19 protein-coding genes are annotated in these 24521 nt (G+C 54.1%); 13 read left to right on the top strand and 6 right to left on the bottom strand.

Translation table 11 applies throughout. The annotated features are described in order from the left end of the window. The 6 genes from LBQ97_09985 to LBQ97_09960 form a co-directional block, all read right to left on the bottom strand. Nucleotides 1-6083: hemagglutinin repeat-containing protein (locus LBQ97_09985; protein ID MDR1833034.1), on the bottom strand; the 6083-nt coding region annotated here is incomplete at its 3' end. Between the two features lie 387 nt (nt 6084-6470). Beyond that, nucleotides 6471-6980 (bottom strand): anaerobic ribonucleoside-triphosphate reductase activating protein, encoded by a 510-nt coding sequence (gene nrdG, locus LBQ97_09980; protein ID MDR1833033.1) that lies wholly within the window; start codon nt 6978-6980, stop codon nt 6471-6473. Between the two features lie 115 nt (nt 6981-7095). Next, nucleotides 7096-9288, bottom strand: a complete 2193-nt coding sequence (gene nrdD / locus LBQ97_09975) for an anaerobic ribonucleoside-triphosphate reductase (GenBank protein MDR1833032.1) — start codon at nt 9286-9288, stop codon at nt 7096-7098. A gap of 388 nt (nt 9289-9676) precedes the next feature. Further along, entirely contained in the window at nt 9677-10522 is an 846-nt protein-coding gene (locus LBQ97_09970) for a WYL domain-containing protein (GenBank protein ID MDR1833031.1), read from the bottom strand. 109 nt (nt 10523-10631) lie between these two features. Continuing rightward, a complete protein-coding gene (locus LBQ97_09965) occupies nt 10632-10796 on the bottom strand; it encodes a hypothetical protein (GenBank protein MDR1833030.1) in 165 nt (54 codons plus the stop codon). Next, a complete protein-coding gene (locus LBQ97_09960) occupies nt 10780-11091 on the bottom strand; it encodes a nucleotidyltransferase family protein (GenBank protein ID MDR1833029.1) in 312 nt (103 codons plus the stop codon). The genes LBQ97_09965 and LBQ97_09960 overlap by 17 nt, the downstream gene beginning before the upstream one ends. Nucleotides 11092-11356: 265 nt before the next feature. Between LBQ97_09960 and LBQ97_09955 the strand changes: the two genes are divergently transcribed. From LBQ97_09955 to LBQ97_09895, 13 genes are all read left to right on the top strand, one after another. Further along, entirely contained in the window at nt 11357-12205 is an 849-nt protein-coding gene (locus tag LBQ97_09955) for a 3-hydroxybutyryl-CoA dehydrogenase (protein ID MDR1833028.1), read from the top strand. A 226-nt stretch (nt 12206-12431) separates the two neighbouring features. Further along, complete coding sequence (gene pnp / locus LBQ97_09950) at nt 12432-14564, top strand: polyribonucleotide nucleotidyltransferase (GenBank protein ID MDR1833027.1); 2133 nt, start codon at nt 12432-12434, stop codon at nt 14562-14564. Nucleotides 14565-14568: 4 nt separating this feature from the next. Continuing rightward, nucleotides 14569-15903, top strand: coding sequence for a 30S ribosomal protein S12 methylthiotransferase RimO (rimO, locus tag LBQ97_09945; protein MDR1833026.1), 1335 nt, complete (start codon nt 14569-14571; stop codon nt 15901-15903). 60 nt (nt 15904-15963) lie between these two features. After that, nucleotides 15964-16518 carry a CDP-diacylglycerol--glycerol-3-phosphate 3-phosphatidyltransferase gene (pgsA, locus tag LBQ97_09940; protein MDR1833025.1) on the top strand — a complete coding sequence of 185 codons (555 nt, stop codon included), beginning with the start codon at nt 15964-15966 and terminating at the stop codon, nt 16516-16518. Between the two features lie 49 nt (nt 16519-16567). Then, nucleotides 16568-16834 carry a YggT family protein gene (locus tag LBQ97_09935; protein MDR1833024.1) on the top strand — a complete coding sequence of 89 codons (267 nt, stop codon included), beginning with the start codon at nt 16568-16570 and terminating at the stop codon, nt 16832-16834. Nucleotides 16835-16845: 11 nt separating this feature from the next. Then, entirely contained in the window at nt 16846-17784 is a 939-nt protein-coding gene (gene rsmH, locus LBQ97_09930; protein MDR1833023.1) for a 16S rRNA (cytosine(1402)-N(4))-methyltransferase RsmH, read from the top strand. Nucleotides 17785-17799: 15 nt separating this feature from the next. Further along, nucleotides 17800-18087, top strand: a complete 288-nt coding sequence (locus tag LBQ97_09925) for a hypothetical protein (GenBank protein ID MDR1833022.1) — start codon at nt 17800-17802, stop codon at nt 18085-18087. Further along, nucleotides 18084-19466, top strand: a complete 1383-nt coding sequence (rlmD, locus tag LBQ97_09920) for a 23S rRNA (uracil(1939)-C(5))-methyltransferase RlmD (GenBank protein MDR1833021.1) — start codon at nt 18084-18086, stop codon at nt 19464-19466. The genes LBQ97_09925 and rlmD overlap by 4 nt, the downstream gene beginning before the upstream one ends. Nucleotide 19467: 1 nt before the next feature. Next, the gene (locus LBQ97_09915) at nt 19468-20634 is read left to right on the top strand and encodes a M20 family metallopeptidase (GenBank protein ID MDR1833020.1); all 1167 of its coding nucleotides are present in this window, start codon (nt 19468-19470) and stop codon (nt 20632-20634) included. A 2-nt stretch (nt 20635-20636) separates the two neighbouring features. Next, on the top strand, nt 20637-21854 hold the full coding sequence (gene xseA, locus LBQ97_09910) for an exodeoxyribonuclease VII large subunit (GenBank protein ID MDR1833019.1): 1218 nt from the start codon (nt 20637-20639) through the stop codon (nt 21852-21854). Between the two features lie 13 nt (nt 21855-21867). Further along, on the top strand, nt 21868-23013 hold the full coding sequence (locus LBQ97_09905) for an acyl-CoA dehydrogenase family protein (protein ID MDR1833018.1): 1146 nt from the start codon (nt 21868-21870) through the stop codon (nt 23011-23013). 22 nt (nt 23014-23035) lie between these two features. Continuing rightward, nucleotides 23036-23710 (top strand): GntR family transcriptional regulator, encoded by a 675-nt coding sequence (locus tag LBQ97_09900; GenBank protein ID MDR1833017.1) that lies wholly within the window; start codon nt 23036-23038, stop codon nt 23708-23710. Nucleotides 23711-23895: 185 nt separating this feature from the next. Continuing rightward, nucleotides 23896-24521: type IV toxin-antitoxin system AbiEi family antitoxin (locus tag LBQ97_09895; protein ID MDR1833016.1), on the top strand; the 626-nt coding region annotated here is incomplete at its 3' end.

Below are 24521 nucleotides of genomic sequence, written 5' to 3'. Positions count from 1 at the left end.
CCGTTGGCCGTAAACTTCGTCGGATTGTTGGAGAGCTTTGTCTCCGTATGTCCGGTGACGTATCCGACGCCGAGGGACTGGAGATAAGGATTGTCGCTTTCCGTGATGGTCCCGTTCTTGCCGCGCTCCTTGTGTTTCCCGAACCCGATGCCGACGCTCAGCGAATACCCTTTCTGCCCCCCGTTGAAGTAGTCTTGCAACGTTTCGGTATAGAGATTTCCCCCTATGGTTCCGCTGACGCTGCCGGTGGTCACAACGGCTCCTTTGTAAATGACGTCTCCGCCGACGTTATAGTTCGTATTACCGCCCGCCGTGATCGTCGACACATTCCAGTTCACGCCGTCGGCCCAGCTTTTGTTTGTGCTGTAGCCGAGCTGAAGAATCCCGTTTTTGTCGGCAATGGGATTGAAGTTGTTTTCTTTGTCCAGCGCGTTGGTGGAAAAGCCGAGGCTGAATCCGCTTGATTTAGAGCTTTCCGAGAAGGCGTTCCGGCCCGCTTCTACCAAAATATTCCCGAGTATGGAATAATCGATATTCCCTTTGACATCAATCTTGCTTCCGGTAACGTGCAGATTGTCCCCGTTTATCGTGAGGTTCCCGCCCACATTGAGCGCGCTCCCGACGGAATTCACGGCTTCGCTCTGGTACTTGCTCTTGTTCTTGCTGAAGGAAAGCGACAGATTGACCGCAAAATAATTTCCTCCCAGCATCATGGCGTTGGCCGCGCTCTGAAAATCATTATAGGCTTTCCGCGCCTGCACGGCGGCCGTGACCGTATTGAGCCCGCCCATTTTTCTCTCGGGATTTTTCGCGGCGTCCACTAGGGCCAGAGCCGTAGAAACGATAGGCATGCCGATGGAAAGGCCGATTCCCATGTAAGAACTGCTTTGCTCCTGCTTGATCTTCACGGTCGAGGCCATGTCCCCGATGATGATGTCTTTGGCGGTGATAGAGGCGTTGCCCTTTACATTGATGTCCGTGGAGATCTGCTCGTAGTTGCCTTCCTCACTGACGACGATAAAATCTCCGTCCGCCCGGATTACGCTCTTGATCACGTCAAAATTCCACTGTTCATATTTGCTCTTGCTCTTTGCGTAGCCGACGCCGACGGAAATGCCGCCTTTCCCGATGGAAAAGCTCGAGGTCCAGCCGCTTTTCTTCAGGTATTCCATATAGTAGGACGAGGCGGTTCCCGGCAAAATGGAAACGCCCTTTTTTCCGCTCAGGTGGATGCTGCCTTCGGCGTAGATATCCGCGCCCTTTATGGTCAGTTTTCCGTCGGAGGCGTAGACGATGTCCTTCTTGCTGTAGATGTCCGCAAGACTGTAGATTTCTTGCGAGTTCTCGGTTCTTTCATCATAGGCGTCGCCGAATAGCTTGCTGATACCGCTCCGCTTTTTTATTCTTTGATGATAGGAATAGAGGCTGTTGAGGCCGCCTTCCACGTAAATGTTGCCGAGGGATTTCCCGCCCAGAGAACCGTTTGTGGCATGGGTCAGGGTTTCCTCGAGGTAAACGCCGCGGTTTTTGTTGGCCCGCTCGACGCCGTTTTCGTCTTTGAGTCCCATATTGAAGAGAATATTGCCGCCGGCGACGATTTCCGTCCCGTTGATCAGCTTATTGTTGACAATAAATGTCTCTTTGTATTTTTTCCGGTTTAACCGGCCGCCTTCTGTCCACTCGTCATAGTCATAGCGGTAGACGGTGTCATAGACCGCGAGGCTGTTCAAATACCGGTCCGCGTAAAAGATGGCGTTGACGGCCGCCGCGATTTCACTGTTGACGAGATTGATGTCCCGACCGGCCAGCAGAGAAGTACTGCCCCCTGCGCCGATTCTCCCGGAAATATTGCTGATCCCGGAGGCCACATCCCAGTCGCCGTGACCCAGATAGCCGCCGTCGTTGATGGATTTGTCGCTGCCGGAGTAACGATAGCCTATGGCAATGGATCTGTCGTTGATGTCGTTCTTCGCTTCAAGGGTCGTTCCCGCGTTTCCGGCGATCAAGCCGCCGATATTTTCGATATTGTTTCCTTCGAGCCAAACGAGGCCGTCGGAGGTGATCGTTCCGATATTGTTGAGTCCTTCTCCGGTCAGATCGACGACCTCATGCGCTTCCAGCACCTGGAAACTGTACCAGGGCGTTGTGGATCCCCCGTTTTCTCCGCCGATTTCTTGCGAAGGGGCATAGGCCGCGACAATTCTGACGGATTTTCCCGCCGCTTTCTGTCTCTGATACTCGGCCCGGACATCGGCGGGGACGCTGGCAAGCAGATCCGTTACGTCGACGTAGGACGCGTCAGACAGATTTATTTTGGAGAAATATCCACTCATGCCGGGGAATTCTTTGCCGGCGTTTTCAAAGGCTTTGGCAAATTTCTTGATTTCATCGCCATTGGGATAAAAGATGAACGTATCCGTGGCGCTTTCTTCCTTGTGGGAGAACCAGATTTCCCCGTCTTTTACCGTGGTCTGGTTGAGAATGGTTCCCGAAAGCGATCGGACGCTCGTGGAATTTGTTCCCCGGATCAGCGCGCCGGTATTGACAACGCCGCCGTTTCCGTCCACATACACATCAAAGCCCAAAATATTCCCGCCGGCGTAATTTCCGATTTTTTCATTGACGATCCGGCCCGTTGCGCCCACGAAGGTCGTGCCCGACCCTGCGATTCCGATATTTCCTCTATTTTCAACGTTTCCGGCCGAAACGTTGGTCGTCTGCGTACCGGCAATGGCGCCGACGGCCCCGCCGGAAACGGTCCGGTTGTCCTTCAGCGTACCGTCCGTCCGGGTTTCCAGACCGCCGGGATCCCGGAATCCGTTGATTAGGCTGCCGCTCAGGCTGATATAGACCTCTTTTCCTTTGATTTGCCCGCCGTTTCCGACGCTGACGCTGTTCCCCGCGCGGGAAACGGCGCCTGTATTGTAGAGATTGATTCCCTCCAGCACAATACTGCCGTTTGGCGCGCTGATCGCGTGGCCTTCCTCGTTGTACATCTCGCCCGCCGCGATGTAGATATCCTTTTGGGAGGTGATCGTTCCGTTGTTGAAAAGTTTATTGTTGATCTTGTAGTCGACATATTCCTCGTCCACAAGATTTCCTTCTTCATTGGTAACTTTTTTTGTCTTGATTTCGCCCAATCTCAGCGCGACCATGGTCCCCGAGGAAAGGACGCTGGTGTTGGTCAATGATTGCGCGTTGATGTAGAGGCCTTCCCGGCCGTTCAGGGCGTGGTTGACGGTAACGACAACCCCCGTATTCAGACTCAGTTGTTTCGCGTCCAGGGATCCGTTCAGGGCAAAGCCGTTTCTTGCCGTCAATTCTACGATATCCGTGCGGTAGAGGTTCTTGTTTACGGAAATGACGCTTCCCGCGAGGGATGTGGCCGTATTTCCCTGAATCCGTTCATCGAGAACCAGCGCGCCGCCCGTATTGACAAAGACCGTCCCCGGGGATTTGATGCTTCCGGATTCGTTGTGAAGCGTCCCGCCCGCCGTGATTTCAATGCCGTAGTCGGCGCTTTTCGCCTCGATTATTCCGTAGTTATTGTTGAGATTTCCGCTGTTCGCGATGGAGACGCTGTAATCTGAAGTGATTGTCCCGTGAGCATTGGAGACGTTCGTCAGATTGACGTAGCCGAGTCCCTGCGTGAAGCCGTAGTCGTTATTGAATGTCCCGATATTGGCATCTGCGGTCACGGCGCCGCCGAGGATCTTTCCGGAAGCGTTCGTCACGCTCCCGTCGGCAAAGGCGATCTCATTGCCCTGGATTTCTCCGCCGTTATTATTGGTATTGCCGCTGATTTCGATGACATCGCCCGCAAGGACGCCGCCGCTGTTTCCGCTGATGTTTCCCTTAACGGTGATGACATCGCCCGATACGCTCCCGGCACTGTTGTTTATGTTTCCTTTAAGGACGATAGCGTCTCCCGAAACAAGACCGTTTTTGTTCGACATATTCCCTGTGTAGTCGATATTCGCGCCGGTCAACGCGCCGCCGTCGTTGGTCGTATCCGCCGAGATCACGAGGTCGCCGAGGCTCCGGATGGTCCCTTTCGTGTTGTCGAGCGTATTGGACATCAGCCGGATTCCGTCATAGGCAGCTGTTTCCCGCTCTTCTTCCGCCGTCTCCACGACGGGTATTTCCTCCGCCTCAGCCGCCGGCGATTCTTCCATAGCCGCCAGCAGTTCTTTGGTGAGTCCGTCGGACAGAATAAAGCCTTCCCGGTTGCTCGCCCGGCTTACATTAACGGTAATGCCTTTGTTTGTATGGAGATAGCCGCCGTCATTGATGAAGACGTCCCCGCTGACGGTGATGCTTTCGGGCGTGAAAATTTCGCCCTTTGTGTTGTCCGTATAAAGACTCGCCAGCGTCAGCGCTCGATTGGTCAGGATCTGACCTTCCTCATTGATCAGCTTATTGCCGCCGAGCGAATCCAGCTCGCCCACCAGGATCCCGCCGGTATTATCAAGGAGGTCCGCGGTCGCGATGGTCAGGGCGCCATCCGTATAGACGACGCCGTAGCGGTTCAGGAGATCCTTTACATCAATCGTCAACTTGCCGAGGGTGGAAATCACGCCGTCGGTATTGTCCAGGCTCAGGCCTTCAAGGGCGACGGCCTTCTCCCCGTAGAGCGTCCCTGCGATGTTCCCCATATGGTCATAGGTCAAATGAAGCGCGCCGGGCGTGGTGATGAGGCCCGTATTGAAAAATGTCTTTCCGGACGCGGCGATTCCCTTTTCCACGCCGATCAAGCCGCTGTTTACCAGTTTGTTCGCGCCGAGATTGATCTCGGACGTTTGGATCAGACCGCTGTTGGAAAGACTGTCCGCGCCGAGTGTGAATGCCGCCGCTTGAATCGCGCCGCTGTTGGCCAGCTCGGTTGCGGAAATCCGCAAATCAGGCGTCACGATATTCCCTGAGTTGTCGAGGGATGTCCCGCTCAATTTGGCAACGCCGAAGGCTTCGATATCCCCGCTGTTGCTTATATTTCCGCCCGCCGCTTCAAGGCTTAGGGCGTCGGACGCCGCATTTTCATATCCGGTCGTAACAGCGGCCGCAAGCTCAATGGTCGCGCCCTCGATCTCCGCTTTTTCTCCGGCGTCGAGGCTTTTCTCGATCCGGACTTTGTCCTGCGCCTTGTATCGGACTTTTTTGACGCCGCGCACACTGCCCGATGTCGTCAGAGAACCCGCCGACGTTAGCGTCATGTCGTCAAGGCTGATCAGATCGCCCTGCAGATTGACGCCGGCCCCCTTGTCGTTGGAGATGACGTCGATCTTTCCGGAATACATGGAGCCGAGGGCCTTGCCGTCAATGGCAACGCCTTCGTAGGTTTTCCCCTTGCTCGTGACTTTTTTCGTCTTGTATTGGATATTCTGGGCCCCCGCCGACACGCGGACCTTTGTCCGCTCCGAACCTTTGACGGGTCCGCCGATCCCGACGGTCTTTCCGCTCAGATCCAGAGACTCGAGACTCGTCGCGTCTATCCCCTTGGACCCGATGTCCAGCCGGCCCTGATCCACTTCGATTTCGGCGAGATCGCCGTCTTTCAGAACGAGCCTGCCCGTGGTCAGCGTCGCGTTTCCGACGTTGATGAAGCCGCCGCCGTTGATGTTGAGGCCGTTCCGGTTGGCGATGACCACATCTGCCCTGGCGCCGCCGATCTCGATGATTCCTTTGATCTGCGAGGCCTTGGCGCCGGTCACGTCGTTGATGATGAGCTTTGCCTCCACGCCGCCGTCCAGATTCCGGTTGCGGGCGATCAGGCCCGCCAGTTTTGTATCGACGACGATATAGATATTGTTATTGAGGATCAGCCCTTTTTCATCGACGTCAAATTCTTTATAGGCGTTATAAGACGCGCCGTTGGCGTTGGGCCGGGCAATGTCGACCTGATCGATCCCCGTCGCCGTCCGCGTCGCCCTTGTGCCGATGGTGATCGGGTCGGGGACGATCCCCGCGAAGATCTGCGTCTGAAAGAGCAGCAGCAGAACCGTCGCGTAAACGCGCCGTCGCAAATCTTTAACGGAAAAACCGCCGGTTTTTTCCGGCCCCTTTGCCTTTGTGATCTTGTGTTTCATGTTGAACCCCCCTGTTTGTTTCGCAGTTGATCTGCGGATTTATCCGTCAGGGCGGTTCACTGTTCCGACGAGGGATTTTCGGTAAATGAAAAAAGGATTTCGAACATCCTCCTATCGGTTTGAGTATGGGAATTCTGCGGCGCAAGACAGTGATCCGTTCCGTGCGAATACATGTACCCTTGAAAAAACGCGTATTTCAGCTGTTTCCTTACAAATCTTTGTAAAACGGGCATAAAATAATTTTTGATAGCATACACCTTTTTGCCCAAAAGGTCAAGACTTTTTTTGAAAAATTCGACACAAATTTTCGCGTCGACAAAAAGCCCCGCCTTACCTTAGACGCGGGGCTTTTTGCTGCAAGCTATGGGTTGTTTTGGGCTTTCGCGCTTATTTCCCGTAAGGGACGACCTGTCCGGCCGCGATGGTTTTTTTGACGTCGATCACGCGCTGATTCAGGCTCCCCTTCCATTTTTGCGTGATGTCTTTCAGATTTTCCACAAAGGGCCCGTCCACGAGGACGTCGCAGAGAGAGAGCAGGCCGTAGAGATCCCGGTTTGCGGCAATCTGTTCCCAGGTATAGCCGCTCCAGACCCAGACGTCTTTGCCGGGAAAACGATTTTTGAAGTTTTTCAAAAATGTCGTCAGGGGAAGGACGTTTTTGGGGTAGGTCGGATCGCCGCCCAAAAGGGAGAGCCCCCTCAGGGAAGGACCGTATTTTTCAAAATAGCTGAAAATCTCCTCTTCGGTCGCCGCCGTAAAAGGCTTGCCGTAACATTCGTCCCAGGAGACTTTATTGAAACAGCCCTCGCAGGCGTGGCCGCAGCCGCTGACGAACAAGCTGACCCGGATCCCCTCGCCGTTGATCATATCGGCGTATTTGATATCGGAATAATTCATCTCAAAACCTCGCTGAGGGTATTTTTTTCCACAACCATAGGGCGGCCTTGGAGGGGCCGCCGCTACGATCGGTGTTCGTGCTGTGCAGGCACTTTAAAATATAATCAGGAGGTCATTATGAACCGTGTTTGACGCGACCGACGATTTCTTTCTGTTTTCCCTCATTGAAGGGCCGGGCGTTGGGTTGGCTCAGGTAGCCGCAAACCCGCCGGATGACATTCATCTGGTCGTTGTCCTTGTTTCCGCATTGCGGACACTGGAAGCCTTCCTCCGTCGCCAGAAATTCCCCTTCAAAGCCGCACTTGTGGCATTTGTCCACGGGCTGGTTTATGCCCATATAGTGGATGCCGACGCCGCGCGCGTACTTGAGGATGGAATGGATGGCCTCGGGGTTTTTCTGCAGAGAATCGGTCTCGATATAGCTGATGTGGCCGCCGGCCGAGTATTTATGCCCGAGAGCTTCCATACGGAGTTTGTCGAACATATTGACGTTCATGCGGGAGGACACATGGAAGGAATTGTCGTAATAACCCTTGTCGGTGATCCCCTCGATGTCGCCGAACTCACGCCTGTCGATGCGGGCAAAGCGGTCGCAGAGAGATTCGCTGGGCGTCGCGTAGAAGGCGAAGCCGACGCCGGTTTCCTTCCGGTATTGCAGCACTTTTTCACTCATATATTTCAAAATATTGAAGGTCTTTTCGTAGACTTCCTCATCCTGGGAAAAATCCTTGCCGTACAGGAGCTGGGAGACTTCGGAAAGGCCGATGTATCCGATGGAAATGGTGGCGTACCCGCCCCGGACAAGATCCGAAATGGTCTCTCCGGCGCTTTTGACGGCCATGGCTCCGGACATCCAGAGGATCGGCGCCATTTCCGCCTGGGTCTTCTCGAGATAGTGCACCCGGAACATGTTGTTTTCCTTGCAGATCTCCATGATCCGGTCCAATTCCTTGTAAAATCCGGCCTCGTCCCCTTTGTTCTTGATGGCGATCCGGGGGAGGTTGATGGACGTGGCCCCCATGTTGAACCGTCCGGCGTAAGTTTCCTTGCCGTCCTTGTCAAACCACTGGGACAGAAAGGCCCGACAGCCCATGGGATAGACGACGGTCCCATTTTCCCACTGCTCTCTGGAAACAAAGAGAATATCGGGGTAAATGGATTTTGTCATGCAGGCGAAGGCCAGCTGCGCGATGTCCCAGTTGGGATCGCCGGGGTCGAAATTGAGTCCCTCGGTCATGGCGAAGACAATCTTCGGGAATATGGCCGTTTCCTTTTTCGCGCCAAAGCCTTCCATACGGGTTTTGAACACATATTCCTGGACGAGCCGGCCTTCCCAGGACGTCTCGGTGCCGAGCCCTATGGTCGTAAAGGGCGTCTGGCCGTTTACGGTCGAAAGGGAATTGATTTCGTATTCCAGCCCCTGCATGGCCTGGCGGACGGAATCCGTCGTCATGTCCGAGGCGTATTGCCAGCTTTCGGGCCAGCGTTCCTGCAGGGCGTCATTACCGTGCTCAATGGCGGTAAAGTCTCTGATCACCTTGATTTCGTCTTCCGGCAGTCTTTCAATGTATTTGAGCCCCTTGAGGAAGTGCTTCCGGAAACTTTTTTTGATGTAGGGCGCAAGAGCCCGGTCGATGTAGGGAATCGAGCAGCCGCCGTAGGTATTGGACGAGACGGAGGCGATGATCTGCACGATATGGCCCACGGCCACCTCGACGGAATTGGCCTCCGTCATTTTGGCGTTGCCGATATTACAGCCGCCGGCCAGCATCCTTTCAATGTTGACCAGTTCACAGTTCGTCTCCCGGAAAATCAGGTAGTCGAGGTCGTGGATATGGATTTCGCCCTTTTCATGGGCCGCCGCGATGTGCTTGGGCAGGACCTTGTGCAAGTAGTAGTCCCGGGACGAGATCCCCGCCAAAAGATCCCGTTGCACGGAAATGGTCTTGCTGTCCTTGTTGGCGTTTTCCGTCAGCATCTGGGGGTCCGAAGCGTCAATGAGCTCACCGATCTGGCGGTATATGCCTTTTTCTTTGTTCCGGATTTCCGTCCGCAATGTCCTGTAGCTCTGATAAGACATTGCGATATCCTTTTCGGTCGAAGACATCAGCTTCTTGACGACCATGTCCTGGATTTCCTCGACATGCAGGATACGGGTATCCAGGTTTGTAATCTGGGAGACGATTCTGTCGATGAGCTCCCTGTTCACCGGTTTTGCGTTCTGCTTGAACGCCATGGTTATCGCATTGGCAATTTTGCTGCCGTCAAAGGGTACAATATTCCCCTCTCTTTTAATGACCCTTTTCATGGTCCCTCCTTGTAAGTATGACGCATTTTGCATCCTGATGTTGCCCGTCTCCCCCGCGGGGCGGGTATCGCCTCCCGTCGGTCCGGCCGGGGATCCGGTAATAAATAGAATATATTTACTTGCCCATATTCTACAACGTTTTCCAAAAAAAAAACAATATATTGTGTGAATAATAATAACGATTACAATATATTGTGTTTTTTGGGTCAAAATGGCCATATTCGCGTTTCGGGTTTCACCCGCAGGAAACTATGATCAATACCATTTTTGGATGTATTTTCTGGAATCGTTGCAAAATTGTTTTCTCCCGTTTTTCTTTCAGAAAACACACAATATTCCGTTATGCGAACATGCGTTTTCGTGTCTGTATCATATATGCCATATATGCTTATTCTTTATACAATTGAAGAACCCGCAGATATTCCTCCCGGATTTCCCGCCGGAGCGAAAGGGGCTCAAGGATTTCCGCGTCCTCCAGGAACTGCCGGAAATAGAGTTTGGCGTTTTCGTTGGCCGTCTCGAAATACCAAACGCTGCCTTCTTTTTTGAGAAATCTGGGCCGGGAAGCCGTAAGGCTCCGGAGCAGTGCCTCGCCTGCCTTCGTCAGACGGACCTTGACGATGTTGCCGTTTCCCAGAAAGGGGTCAAAATTTTTGCGGACATTTTCGATATATTTTTTATCCTTGCCGCGGATCCGCTCGTCCAGGACGGAAACGATTTCCAATTCCTTCAGTTTATAATTGTGGTAGGCCTTTTGCTCGTCGTTCCAGGCAAAGAGGAAATTCTCGTCGCCCTGTTCTTCGCGTTTGATAAAATAGGGCTCCACCGTCAGGACTTTGCCCATGGTTTTGATCTTGATTTTTTTCTTTTCCCGGACCGCGTCGACGATATCCTTGACCTTGTCCCGGAAAATAAAAAGCTCCCGCTGATATTTGAACTTGGCGCAGTAGAGGCTGAAGAGCTCGCGGAAATATTCGGCTTCCACGTCGACGCCGTTTTCCCGCAGGATATCGTAGTAGATCTCTTTGTTGGAGACATTGAGGTCGAACTGGATGATCCGCTTCAGGGGGCGGCCGAGGGGCTCCAAAAGTCTATCCACATCGAGGTTTTTGTTGTATTTGAGCTCGGTCAAGATATAGTTGCAGAGTTTGTTGTTGTTGATCCCGAACTCGTCGATGTCGTTTTTCATCATCCGCCAGACGTCTTCGGGCACGGTGACTCTGATTTTCTTCATGAAAAAACCTCCGGAGGCTTTCGCTTACAGCCCTTATTATATCACAAATTCAGCGGAAAGACAAAAAAAATAAAAGCGGGGAGCGTTTATCCGTTACCTCTTAAAACGCCTACTTCACAAGCTCGTTTTCCAGAAATTCGAGCAGTTCAGGAATAGAGTTCACGGCTGTATCCCACACGATTTCCAGATACGAGGCTACACGGCCGACAAACTCCTTCACATCACGGGCGTCTTCCAGCATATGTTCAAGAATGTCCTCAATCCTCTCGTTCATAAATAACCCTCATTTCCCGCTTGACATTTTCCTTGAAGCGGCCGCGCGCCTCGCGTTCCAGCGCTTCGAAAGTGAGCAAATCAACGTGGCAGCCGCAGGTTTTTTCCAAATCGTCCAACAATCCGAAAAATCTGATTCCACGCGTACCCGGTAATAATTCAACCAGCATATCCAAATCGCTTTGCTCGGTTATGTCGCCCCTCGCGACGGAACCGAACAGCGCCGCGCGTTTGACGGGGTACTCCCGTAAAACGCCTATTGCAGTGGATTCAATGTCTTTTACGGTTTTCATCATGCCGTCTCCTTCACGTGGGTTTCGATAACCCTCCCATTTCTCACATCTTACCACAAAACGCCCGCTTTGTCCACGCAAATTTCTTCTTGCAACTTTCGCCCGCTTCGTTGCGGTTATGGCGGAAAAAGGCGACTGTATGCTCCAATCTGGTTTATCAGACAAAAAATTCTCTATGTCGCCATAAAAATTCTATTTACAGAATATCTTTTTTGATGTATGATACGGTATACAGATTTATTATTTCTTTAGAAGGAGGAGAATCAAAGTGAAAAAAGTATTTATCGTCGGCGCCGGACAGATGGGCCTCGACATCGGACAGGTTTTCGCCAAATCCGGCCTCGAAGTGGTTTTCCGGGACATCAACGATGAAATCATCGCCAAATCCAAAGAGAAACTCGTCAAGGGACTCGAAAAGCTTGTCGCCAAAGGAAAGATGGACGCCGCGGGAAAAGACGCCATCCTCGGAAAAATTTCGTTTACCGTTGCCCTCGATCCGGCAAAGGACGCCGATCTCGTCCTTGAAGCCATCCTCGAGAACGTCAAAATCAAGAAAGACACCTTCGCCGAACTCGATAAACTCTGCAAACCTGAAACCATTTTCGCCAGCAATACGTCCTCCATTTCCATCACGGAAATCGCTTCAGCCACCAAACGGGAAGGAAAATTCATCGGGATGCACTTCTTCAACCCGGCCACGGTCATGAAGCTTGTCGAAGTCATCCGGGGCCTAAAGACCTCCGACGAGACGTTCAAAGCGGTCTATGAGCTCGCCAAAGCCGTGGGCAAAGACCCCATCGAAGTCAAGGAAGGACCGGGCTTCGTAGTCAACCGGATCCTGATCCCCATGCTGAATGAGGCCTGCATCGTCCTCGAGGAAGGTCTGGCCAGTCCCGCCGATATCGACAAGGCCATGGTCCTCGGCTGCAACCACCCCATGGGTCCTCTGGCGCTGTCGGACCTCATCGGTCTCGACACCTGTCTGCACATCATGGATACCTACTTCGCGGAAACGCAGGATTCCAAATACCGGGCGTCCAGGCTGCTGCGGCAGATGGTCAGGGCCGGAAAGCTCGGCAGAAAGACCGGCTCGGGATTCTTCGACTACACCGCTTAAACAAAAAACAAAAAAATCCTTCGAAAGAAGGATTTTTTTTGTTGTTTTACGGGGGCAAGATATGGTATACTATATTGGATCTACAATAATACATCGCGCGGATATACCCGGTAAGTAGTAAGAAGTGATCAAAAAACGGCGTGTTTTTTGATTTCTCCTTATTATTTACCTTCGGGATGACGCGTCGTATTGTTGTGAAAATACATGATTTCATTTTGGAGGTAGAATGTTTGACGAAAAAATTTATGAACTGGAGCTGGGGGGACGCGTCCTTTCCCTTTCCATCGGCAAATACGCGCGGCAGTCGGACGGAGCGGTCGTAACCCGCTACGGGGATACCGTGCTTTTGAACACTGTCAACCGCGGGAAGGAACCCCGGGTGGGCGGAGACTTTTTCCCGCTGACCGTGGATTTTATCGAGAAGTACTACGCTTCGGGGAAATTCCCCGGGGGCTTCAATAAAAGAGAAAACCGGCCCTCCACGGACGCCACGTTGACGGCAAGGCTCATCGACAGGCCCATTCGTCCCCTGTTCCCCGACGGTTTCCGCTACGACGTCCACATCGTCAATACGGTCCTGTCCTTTGACGATCTGAACACGCCCGACCACATGGGGATCACGGGCTCGTCCCTGGCTCTGATGCTGTCGGATCTGCCCTTTATGGGACCCGTGGCCGGTGTCACCGTCGGCATGATCGACGGGGAATTCATCCTGAATCCCACGCCGGCCCAGATCAAGGAAGGTCAGCTGGAGCTCAAAGTGGCCGGCACGAAAGACGCCGTCAATATGGTGGAAGCGGGCGCCCGGGAACTGGACGAAGAGACCATGCTCAAAGCCATTCTCTTTGCCCACGGACACATCAAGACCATCTGCGCCTTCGAGGAAAAGATCGCCGCCGAGCTCGGCAAAGAAAAGCTTGCCTTCGAGAAAAAGCCCGTCCTGCCTCTGGTCAAGGACTTTATCGACGCCAACGGACAGGAGCGGCTCAAGGCCGCCGTCATGACCCTCGGAAAGCAGAACCGGGACGAGGCAGTCGACGCCCTCAGAGAGGAATTATATACAAAATTTGTCAATGAAAATTACAACCCGGAACATTTGGAAACTATAGAGGAAATAGAGGTTCCCGAGGATGTCGTCGCCGAGTTCGAGACCTATTACCACGATCTCATGAAGCAGTTTGTGCGGGATTCCATCCTTTACCACAAGCACCGGGTGGACGGCAGACAGACGGACGAAATCCGGCCGCTTTTCGCGGAAATCAGCGTCCTGCCGGTACCCCACGGTTCGGCCATGTTTACCCGGGGAGAAACCCAGGCCCTCGTGATCACCACGCTGGGCACAAAAGAAAATGAGCAGCACGTGGACAACCTCGAGGAGGATTACTACAAAAAATTCTACCTGCACTACAACTTCCCGCCCTATTCCGTCGGAGAAACCGGGAGAATGGGCGCGCCGGGCAGAAGAGAACTCGGACACGGTTCCCTGGCCGAACGGGCCTTGCGCTATGTGATGCCAACTGAGGAAGAATTCCCCTATACGGTCCGGGTCGTTTCGGAAATCACGGAATCCAACGGTTCCTCATCCCAGGCTTCCATTTGCGGCGGATCCCTTTCGCTGATGGACGCGGGCGTTCCCATCAAGGAGCACGTGGCGGGAATCGCCATGGGCCTCATCAAGCAGGGCGATGAATTTACGGTATTGACCGATATTATGGGTCTCGAAGATCACCTGGGCGATATGGACTTCAAGGTCGCCGGTACGAAAAACGGGATCACGGCCCTGCAAATGGACATCAAGATTACCGGCATCACGGAAGAGATCATGCGGATCGCCCTGACCCAGGCCCTCAAGGCCCGTCTCCAGATTCTCGAGCTCATGAACAGCACGATTCCCAAGCCGGGCGAACTCAAAGAAAACGTGCCGCGTATCCACCGGCTTATGATCCCCGTCGACAAGATCTCCGCCCTCATCGGACCCCAGGGCAAGAACGTCAAGGGCATTATCGAGCAGACCGGCGCCATTATCGATATCAACGACGACGGATCCGTCCTCATCTACTCCAAGGACCTCGCGGCCCTGGACGAGACCGTACGCCTCGTGAACCGCTTCGTCAAAGACGTCGAAGTCGGGGAAATCTACGAGGGACGGGTCGTGAGCATCAAGGATTTCGGCGCCTTCATGGAAATCCTGCCCGGAAAAGAGGGCCTGCTGCATATTTCCGAAATTTCCAAACAGCGCGTAGACAAGATCGAAAAAGTGCTTAAAATGGGCGATGTCTTTGAAGTCAAGGTCATCGGGACAGACAACGGCAAGATCAGCCTCAGCAAAAAGCGGATCCGGAAAGAGGATCAGCAATAAGCTCATGAAACTCGCGTTGATCAGCCTCGGATGCAGCAAAAACCTCGTGGACGGCGAAAACGCCGCCGGCATCCTCATGAAAGACGGAACGACGACATTGACGGACCGCCCTGCGGAAGCCGACGTCATCATCGTCAACACCTGCGGATTTATCGAACAGGCCAAAAAAGAATCCGTGGAGACCATCCTTTCCGTCGCCCGATACAAGCAAACAGGCAAACTGAAAAAGCTCATCGTGACCGGGTGTTTCGCCCAGCGGTACCGGGAGGAACTCCTGGCCGCCATGCCGGAAATAGACGCCGTCGTCGGTACCGGCGACGTGGCGGGCATAGCGGAGACGCTCAGGGAAACGGAGCGGAACGAAAGAGTCGTCCGCTGCGGCGACGCGGGTTTTCTGCCTGACGCCGATACGGCCCGGTTCCTCACGACCCCGGCCCATTTGGCTTATCTCAAAATCGCCGAGGGCTGCGACCGGAAATGCACCTACTGTGTGATTCCGGAACTCCGGGGACCGCTGCGGAGCAGGCCCGTCGGGGATATTGTCCGGGAAGCGGAAAAACTGGCCGCCCGAGGCGTCAAGGAACTCAATCTTCTGGCCCAGGAAACGACGGAATACGGCCGTGATCTCTATGGAAAACCCTCGCTGCCGAAACTGCTCAGGGAACTCACGGGCGTCGGCGGGATCCGCTGGATCAGGCTCTATTACCTCTATCCCGCTTCTTTTGACGATGAGCTCCTCGAGCTGCTCAAAAACGAAGAAAAACTTTGTAACTATATCGATTTTCCGGTCCAGCACATAAGCGACCGCCTGCTGAAGCTGATGGGACGGCGGATGACGGGCGCAGACATCCGGAAAAAACTGACGAAAATCCGCGAAGCCCTTCCGGGAGCGGCCTTCCGCACATCGGTCATCACGGGCTTTCCCGGGGAGACCGCGGCGGAATTCAAGGAATTGAAGGAATTCCTCGAGGAATTTTGCTTTGACTACGCGGGCGTTTTTCCCTATTCTCGCGAAGAAGGGACGCCGGCCGCGAATATGCCCGGGCAGATCCCCGGGGCGCGAAAGGAAAAACGGGCGGTGGAACTGCAAAATCTGCAAAGGGACATCGCCGACCGGAAAAACAGAGCCATGCTGGGCCGCGAGGTACAAGTTCTCGTGGACAAATCCGCCCATGGAGAAGATCCGCCCGAAGGTCGCATGGAGACCCAGGCCTGGGATATCGACGGGAACGTCAGCATCGAAGAAGGCGCGGTGGAAGCCGGGGATTTTGTCACGGTCCGTCTCGAGCAGAATTTCGATTATGACTTTACCGGGACCATTGTCAACAAGACCATATGACACCATAGATGAAGGAGGGAGTATTAGAGAACCGGAAACGGCGCGTATAATACGTGAATTATGAATCTGCCGAACAAGTTGACATTCATGCGCATCATCCTGACCGTACCGTTTATTTATTTTTTACAAGCCTCGGAAACCCACGGAATTTGGTTCCGGCTCATGGCCTTTGTGATCTTTATCGTCGCGTCCCTGACGGATTTTTTTGACGGTTATCTGGCAAGAAAGTACGATCTGATCAGCAATTTCGGAAAAATCATGGACCCGCTCGCCGACAAGATTCTCGTGATCTCGGCGCTGGTCCTCTTTGTGAAGCTGGACTACATCCCCGCCTGGATGTCCATCGTCGTCATCGCCCGGGAGTTCCTCATCAGCGGCATCCGCATGCTGGCGGCGGCCAACGGGGAAATCATACCGGCAGGAAAACTGGGCAAATACAAGACCTCGAGCCAGATGATCGTCATCATCCTGATCCTCTTGACAGGCCCCGCGATCAAGCTCGGATCCGCACGCTTCCCGATGATGTATCTGATGCTGATCCCCGTGATCCTTACGGTCTGGTCAGGCTGGGAATATTCCGTCAAGGCGAAGCATTATTTATTGAATAATATTTGAAAAAACCCGTTTCCACGGGCGCTTTTAGACAACAACCACCGGAGTCAACATGCGCAGCAGTTATATTTTATACCAGATCATTACCAAGGCGGGCAGGATCATCGACATCATCCTGCTGATCCGCTGTATTTTTTCATGGCTGCCCTGGAGTTTTCGCAACAGCGCTCTCGGGCGCATTGTCTATACGATTACGGAGCCCTTTCTCGCGCCCATACGGCGTTGGCTCCCCAATATGGGCATTGATTTTTCGCCCCTGATTCTCATGTTTGTCGTGGGTCTGATCCAGCGCGTATTGATCCGGCTGATTTTTTTGTGATCGGGGGAAAGATGGAACAAAAGACAGCGGAAACCCATATCCCGGTATTGTACAGAGAAACCCTGGACGCTCTTGTCACGGCCCGGGACGGAATCTATCTCGACTGCACGCTGGGCGGCGGCGGACACGCCGAAGGGATCCTCCGGGCGCTCTCGCCGGAGGGCAGGCTCATCGGCGTCGACCAGGACGGGGAAGCCCTCGACCGGGCGGCGGAACGGCTGGCCCCCTGGGGGGAACAGGTCTCCCTTTACCGGAACAATTTTGAAAATCTCGACGCCGTGCTCTATATGTCGGGCGTCGACGCTGTACAGGGGATCCTCATGGATATCGGCGTCTCCTCGCCGCAGCTGGACGACCCCGAGCGGGGCTTTTCCTATCAACACGAAGCCCCCCTCGACATGCGCATGAACCGCGAAGGCGGAATTACCGCCAGAGATATCGTCAACGGATACGCCGAAGAGGAGCTCAGCAGAATCATCTATGAATACGGGGAAGAGCGCCACGCCCGAAAAATCGCCCGGGCCATAGCGGCGGAACGGGCGCGGAAGGAAATCGTTACTACGACAGAACTTGTCGCTGTGATCCGCCGCGCCTTCCCGGAAAAAACGCTTAAACACCCGGCCAAAAGGACCTTTCAGGCGCTCCGAATCGAAGTGAACCGTGAGCTTGAAGTCCTCGAAAAGGCCTTGCGGAAGGCCGTCGCGTTCCTCGCTCCGGGGGGGCGTCTGGCCGTCATCACCTTTCATTCACTCGAAGACCGGATCGTGAAAAACCTGTACAGGGAACTGGCCGCGGGCTGCACCTGCCCGCCGGATCTGCCGGTCTGCGTCTGCGGGAAAAAACCCGCCGTCAAAATTCTCACGAAAAAACCGCTCACGCCGGGACCCGATGAGCTCGCACGGAACAACAGAGCCCATTCGGCCAAGCTGCGCGTCGCCGAAAAACTGTAACAAGGACCGGTTTCCATGAAAAGAATCTTCTTTTTATCTTTCTTTGTGGCTGTGCTCCTGGTGGCCTACGGCGCCGTCAAGATCCAGATCGCGGGTCTTGAGCGCGAAAACGCCGCCAAAACCGCGGAACTTGAAAACATCCGGAACCAGCTGGACAAGGCAAACCGCGTGTACGCCGACGCGGCCGATTCCGAACGGATCATGGCCGAAATGCAGCAAAACCATAACATGGAGAGAGTCGACAGTCGGAATATCCGGCCCTTCAGGATCAAGAGCCAACGGGACGACGAGGAGCTCCCATGAATCTGAAAAAGGGGGATGTCCTCGAGCTTACCATAGAAAAAATCGTCGCGGGCGGCGAAGGTCTCGGATATTACGGTGATTTCGCGGTATTCGCGCCCATGTCCGTACCCGGCGACAGGCTGTCCTTACGGCTCATTTCCGTCAAAAAGACCTACGCCCGGGGACTCATCGAAAAAATCCTCGTTTCCGGTCCCGAGCGGGTCGGCGGAACGGAAAACATCAGCTTTGAGGACTGGCAGGGCTGTGATTTCGCCATGTTGCGTTACGAGGCCCAACTCAAATATAAAAAAATCATCGTGGAGGAGACCCTCAAAGGCGTCGGGAAACTCTCCGGCGTGGTCGTGGCGGATGTCGCGCCGTCGCCGCAGATCACCCATTACCGCAACAAAATCATCGAACCCTTCCGAAGGCAACAGGGAAAGCTCATCACGGGCTTTTTCCGTAGGCGCTCCCACGAGGTCTTCGCGGTCAGGGAGAACCCGCTCAATTCCGTCCTCGGAAACCGGATCATCGAAGCGCTCACGGCCCTTTGCGACGAGGCGGGTCTTTCGGTCTACGATGAGACAAGCGGGAAGGGGTTGTTGCGCCATGTGATGATCCGCACAAACGAAGCCGGTCAGGCCATGGTCGTCCTGGTCACAAACAGCGGCGCCGCCGGGAAAAAAGAGACCCAAGTCCTGCATCGCCTGAAAGACAAATTCCCGGAAATCCGCTCGCTGTATATTTCTTTAAACGACAGGGCGACAAACGTTGCCATCGGCAAAAAGAACGTCCATCTCTGGGGAGAAAAGACCCTGCGGGAAGAAATCGCGGGCATCCGCTTTCATATCAGCCCCCTGTCCTTTTTCCAAATCAACGTCAAGCAGGCGGCAAACCTGTACCGAAAGGCGATCTCTCTTTTCGGGGACATCCGGGGGAAAACCCTCGTCGACGCCTTTTCGGGGACAGGAACCCTGGCCATGCTCATGGCCGGAGAAGCGGGACGGGTCATCGCCATCGAAGCCGTGCCCGAAGCCTCTGAAGACGGCAGGCGGACGGCGGCGGAAAACAAGATAAAAAATATCGATTTTATGACGGGAGCCGTCGAAGACCTGCTGCCGAAGCTCACGGCAGGCGGAGAAATCCTTGACGGCGTCCTCTTCGACCCGCCGCGAAAGGGACTGGACAGGCATATCCCCGAGGTTCTCGCCGCAAGTGGAATTCCCTGTATCGTCTATATTTCCTGCGACCCCGCCACATTCGCGCGGGACGCCCGGGCTCTGACGACGCTGGGTTACGACCTGACCGAGGTCTTTCCCTTCGACATGTTTCCCATGGTGTCCCATGTGGAATGCGCGGCGCGATTTGACCGAAAACAACTCACACAACAGGAGGCATAAAATGAAAGCAGTGCAAGAAAAAGCCTTTGCGTTTTTGGACGCCAAAAGGGACGAAATGCTGAATCTCTGGAAAACCCTCGTCAACATGGAAAGCGGTACCATGGACAAGGCCGACGTCGACGTCGTCGCGGCTTTTTTGCGGGACAAGCTGGAAGCTTTCGGAGCGACTGCGGAAGTCATTCCCTTCGCCGGCGCGGGAAACGGTCTCAAGGCCGCCTTTGGTGAAAAAACGGCTCTTGCCCCCGTTTGCTTCATGGGACACTACGACACGGTCTTCCCCCACGGGACGGCCAAAGCCCGGCCCTTTGCAATCAAAGACGGCAAGGCTACGGGACCCGGCGCGCTGGATATGAAAGCGGGCGTCGTGATCCAGCTCTATGTGGCCAAAGCCCTCATGGAAGCGGGCTACGACAAGCGCCAGATCAAGATCGTCCTCGCCGGGGACGAAGAGACAGGGCATCCGCAGACCGATATGGCCGCTGTCTTTGAAAACGAAGCGAAAGGTTGCGTCGCCGCTTTCAATTTCGAAACCGGAGATGTGGCAAACGCCATTGTCGTCGGTCGCAAGGGCTCCGCTTCCTATGATTTTACGATTACGGGCGTCGCGGTCCACGCGGGTCGGGAACCCGAAAAGGGCAGAAGCGCGGTCCTCGAAATGGCCCATAAAATCATCGATATTCAGAACCTCAACGATTATCCCCGGGGCCTCACGTTCAACGTCGGCAGAGTCGAGGGCGGCGTCACAAGAAACGCCGTAGCCGGAAAGGCAACCATGGAAGTGGACGTCCGGGTCATGAAAGAGGAGGATTACGCCGAAGTGGAGGAAAAACTCCTGGCCATCGCCAAAAAAACTTATGTGGAGGGAACGCATACCGAATACACAAGTCATGTCAGCATCGGCCCCATGGAACGGACCCCGGGAAACGACAGGCTCTTTGCCCTGGTCGCCAAAGTCTCGGAAGAACTGGGCTTTCCGAAGCCCCACCCCATTGTTTCCGGCGGGGGATCGGACTCGACGTTTTCGGTCCGGGCCGGCGTCCCGACAGTCGATCAGATGGGCGTCAAGGGTGAATGGAATCATTCGGACCGGGAATACGCCGTCGTCGAAACGCTCTTTGAGCGGGCGAAATTAGCGGTCGCCTGCGTGCTCGCCCTCGAAAGTTTCTGACCATGGAAGACAGGATTTATACGGTCTCGGAGCTCACGAGACGCGTCAAAAATTATCTCGAGGACAACGACGCCCTGCACAATTTTTTTATCGAAGGGGAAATGTCCAACATTTCTTACTACAAGAGCGGACACCTCTATTTCAGCCTCAAGGACGACAAGGCCCAGATCAAGTGCGCGGCCTTTCAATACAAGCTCAAGCGGATCCCCGAAGACCTCAGGGAGGGAGACGCGGTCAAAGTTTTCGCCGACGTCGGCTTTTACGAAAACAAAGGGGAATTCCAGATCCTCGCCCGGCACATCGAGAAAAAAAACGCCCTCGGGGACCTCTTTGCCCGGCTGGAGCGCCTGAAGCGGGAAATGGCCGAGAAGGGCTATTTTGACGCCGAACACAAGAAATCTCTGCCCCAGTATCCCCGGGCCATCGGCGTTGTCACGGCCCTGACCGGGGCGGCGGTCCACGACATCATCCAGACGACGCGGAAACGGGACGACAGAATCCGCATCTACATTTATCCGGCCAAAGTACAGGGAGCGGGGGCGGCGGAGGAAATCGCCCGAGGCATAGCGGTCCTGGACGCCCTGGACGACATCGACCTCATTATAGCGGGAAGGGGCGGCGGCAGCATCGAAGACCTCTGGGCCTTCAATGAAAAACAGACGGCCCTGGCCTTCTACAACTGCAAAAAGCCCATTATCTCGGCGGTGGGGCATGAGATCGACCTGCTCCTTACGGACCTTACGGCCGACGTCCGGGCGGCGACGCCGACCCAGGCCGTGGAAATCGCCATACCGGAAAAGACCAAAACACGCTTTGAACTCGTCAACCGCTGGAAATATCTCCGAAGCATTTACCGGAAATACCTCGACTACTTGAGAAACGAGATCGAAACGCGGCAGAACGACTACCGGCTCAAAAATTTTCTCAAAATGCCCGCCGAAAAGGGGGGGCTCCTGAAAGACCGGCAAAAACAGCTGGACAGGGAGCTGACCCGGATGTTCCGGGAACGCTACGGCGACCTCATGTACCGAGAAAGCAAGCTCTCGGGGCTCAACCCCCTGAATATCCTTGAAAGGGGATACAGTCTCGTCTATGACCGGGACGGAAAGCTCGTGAAAAACGCCGCCGACGTCAGACCCGGCGAAGATCTGACCATACGCCCGGCCCGGGGCAGCATCGCCGCCACCGTAAAAAACGCACAACAAACCATAAAACCATAAACGGAGGGAACAAATGCCTTATATCATCACATCGGAAGAATCCAAAGAACTCATCAAGGAAGTCAGAAGGTTTTGCGAAAAGGAAGTCAAGGAACAATGCAAGGAATACGACAAAAGCGGCGAATGGCCCAAAGAGATCTACGACAAGGCCATCGACATGCAGCTCCATATGCTGGAAGTCCCCGTGGAATATGACGGACTGGGCCTCGACAAGCTCACGATGGCCGCCATCATGGAAGAAATGGCCATCGCCGACGCGGGATTCGCGATCACGCTCTCGGGAAACGGCCTGGCCTTGAAGCCCGTCATCATCGGCGGCAGCGACGCGCAGAAAAAGAGAGCCTGTGAGATTATCGTGAACGGCGGCTTCGGGGCCTTCGGGCTCACGGAACCCAACGCGGGATCCGACGCCTCGGCGGGCCGGACCGTAGCCGTCAGAGACGGCGACGACTGGGTGCTGAACGGCCGCAAATGCTTTATCACCAACGCCGGCGTGGCCTCGTTCTACTGCGTTACGGCCATGACGGACAAATCGGCCGGGCTCAACGGCATCTCGATGTTTTTTATCGAGGCGGGGACAAAGGGCCTCTCGACGGGCCATCACGAAGACAAAATGGGGATCCGGACGTCCAATACCTGCGACGTGGTCCTCGAGGACTGCCGCGTACCGGCTTCGGCCATGATCGGCGCAGAGGGCAAGGGCTTTGACATTGCCATGAAGACCCTGGACCAGGCCCGGGCCTGGATGGGCGCGGTCGCCACGGGCATCGCCCAGCGGGCCATCAACGAGGCGCTGGCCTACGCGAAAAAACGTGTGCAGTTCGGAAAGCCCATCATCAAAAATCAGGCGATCCAATTCAAGCTCGCCGACATGGAAATCAAGACCGAAACGGCCCGCCAGATGACGGCCCACGCGCTGACGCTGTTCGATATGGGGCTCCCCTTTGCCAAGGAAGCGGCCATCGCCAAGTGCTACGCCTCCGACATCGCCATGCAGGTGGCCAGCGACGCGATCCAGATCTTCGGCGGCTACGGCTATTCCAAGGAATATCCGGTCGAAAAACTGCTCAGAGACGCCAAAATTTTCCAGATCTTTGAGGGGACAAACGAAGTGCAGCGCATCGTCATCGCGTTCCAGATGCGGCGGCAGCGCAGGTAATTAGCGGAAAAAGGGAGTATTCATGGCGGCAGACAAATCCTATGAAACACTGATCAATTACATCAAAGACAAAATCATCAGCCACGCGTTCAAGATCGGGGATAAACTGCCCCCTGAACGGGACCTGGCCGAGCAGCTCAACATCAGCAGGAATTCCACGCGGGAAGGCCTGCGAATCCTGGACCGGATGGGTCTCATCGAAGTCCGGCACGGCTCGGGCAACTACATCACAAACAATTTTTCCCGCAGTCTCGTGGAAATCATGTCCCTGATGTATTCCCTGGACCTCATCAACATCCGGGAACTCATGGAATTCCGCTACGCGCTGGAGCTCCAGTCGCTGTCTCTGGCGATCCAGAAAGCCACGGCCAAAGATATCGCCGAATTGGAGCACTTCGCGACGATGCTCCGAAACTGCGAGAGCGAAAAGATCAAAATCATCTATGACAAGAAAATCCACTACGGCGTCGCCGGCATCGGCAAAAACGCCTATATCTTAAACAACTTGACGTCCTTCGACAACCTGATGGAGTTTTACGTGGGCTACCTGCGGGGGAAGATCTTCGAAAATCCCGACAATCAGGACGGCCTGCAGAAATCCCACGAAGACATCGTAAGTTCCATCGGGGAGCGGGACTTCATCAAAGGGAAGGACGCCCTGGACAGGCATTTCGCGTATATTTTTAAGATTTTGTAAAAAGGGGGGTAAGGCATGCCTTGCCCTCCTTTTCAACAATCATTTTTCCACGATTTTTTATTATTTTATATTGGTAGACAAAAATTCTTGCATTTTTTGTTTTCTCATGGTAAAATTCAGTTAAGCGACGAAATACTTTTAATAATGAAGTAATATTCCGCCATGTTGTGACCAGAGGAAATACTATGGACCCGGCAAATAATGTCAGAGATTGGATTACCTCTCTTCCGAAAAAAGGAAGAATCGCTTTTGATCTTCAAGAATTGAAATCGCATTTTCTCCACATGCCACAAAAAACAATTGATTCCGTTATCTATCGTCTGAAAAAAAACAATCGTCTGTATTCCGCAAGGCAGGGATTTTATGTAATTATTCCCGATGAATACGCGCTGCGGGGGTTCGTTCCGCCGATTGAGTATATCGACCGTCTGATGAACAGTCTCGGTCGCACCTATTATGTTGCTTTGCTGAGCGCTGCGGCAATCTATGGTTCCGCTCACCAACAACCGCAGGTTTTGCAGGTGATTGCAGATTCCAATCAGCTTAAAAGCCGGATTAAAAACGAATCATCCATTCGATTTTTTGCGAAACATAATATTCCCGCAAAATATATCGTTGAAAAAGCTGCCGGTCGGGATAAAATATGTATCTCCACACCGGAGTTTACGTCTTTGGATTTGGTTCTCTACGAAGACAGAATCGGAGGATTGGAGCGGGTGGCTGAGGTCCTGGCGGAATTATCCGAAACGATTGATTATTCCAAAGCAGACGCGGAATTTTGGCGGAGTTTTCCATCACCGGTAATTCAGCG

It is taken from the genome of Fusobacteriaceae bacterium, assembly GCA_031272775.1.
Classification (GTDB): Bacteria; Fusobacteriota; Fusobacteriia; order Fusobacteriales; family Fusobacteriaceae; genus JAISST01.
The sequence above is the reverse complement of the archived record's forward strand: the minus strand, read 5'-3'. Positions and strand labels throughout refer to the sequence as shown.

Bases quoted from the DNA above. Each gene is read 5' to 3' on its own strand.
- nrdG (MDR1833033.1), bottom strand. From the start codon at position 6,980: ATGAATTATTCCGATATCAAATACGCCGATATGATCAACGGCGAGGGG.
- nrdD (MDR1833032.1), bottom strand. From the start codon at position 9,288: ATGAAAAGGGTCATTAAAAGAGAGGGGAATATTGTACCCTTTGACGGC.
- LBQ97_09970 (MDR1833031.1), bottom strand. From the start codon at position 10,522: ATGAAGAAAATCAGAGTCACCGTGCCCGAAGACGTCTGGCGGATGATG.
- LBQ97_09965 (MDR1833030.1), bottom strand. From the start codon at position 10,796: ATGAACGAGAGGATTGAGGACATTCTTGAACATATGCTGGAAGACGCC.
- LBQ97_09960 (MDR1833029.1), bottom strand. From the start codon at position 11,091: ATGATGAAAACCGTAAAAGACATTGAATCCACTGCAATAGGCGTTTTA.
- pnp (MDR1833027.1), top strand. From the start codon at position 12,432: ATGTTTGACGAAAAAATTTATGAACTGGAGCTGGGGGGACGCGTCCTT.
- rimO (MDR1833026.1), top strand. From the start codon at position 14,569: ATGAAACTCGCGTTGATCAGCCTCGGATGCAGCAAAAACCTCGTGGAC.
- pgsA (MDR1833025.1), top strand. From the start codon at position 15,964: ATGAATCTGCCGAACAAGTTGACATTCATGCGCATCATCCTGACCGTA.
- LBQ97_09935 (MDR1833024.1), top strand. From the start codon at position 16,568: ATGCGCAGCAGTTATATTTTATACCAGATCATTACCAAGGCGGGCAGG.
- rsmH (MDR1833023.1), top strand. From the start codon at position 16,846: ATGGAACAAAAGACAGCGGAAACCCATATCCCGGTATTGTACAGAGAA.
- LBQ97_09925 (MDR1833022.1), top strand. From the start codon at position 17,800: ATGAAAAGAATCTTCTTTTTATCTTTCTTTGTGGCTGTGCTCCTGGTG.
- rlmD (MDR1833021.1), top strand. From the start codon at position 18,084: ATGAATCTGAAAAAGGGGGATGTCCTCGAGCTTACCATAGAAAAAATC.
- LBQ97_09915 (MDR1833020.1), top strand. From the start codon at position 19,468: ATGAAAGCAGTGCAAGAAAAAGCCTTTGCGTTTTTGGACGCCAAAAGG.
- xseA (MDR1833019.1), top strand. From the start codon at position 20,637: ATGGAAGACAGGATTTATACGGTCTCGGAGCTCACGAGACGCGTCAAA.
- LBQ97_09905 (MDR1833018.1), top strand. From the start codon at position 21,868: ATGCCTTATATCATCACATCGGAAGAATCCAAAGAACTCATCAAGGAA.
- LBQ97_09900 (MDR1833017.1), top strand. From the start codon at position 23,036: ATGGCGGCAGACAAATCCTATGAAACACTGATCAATTACATCAAAGAC.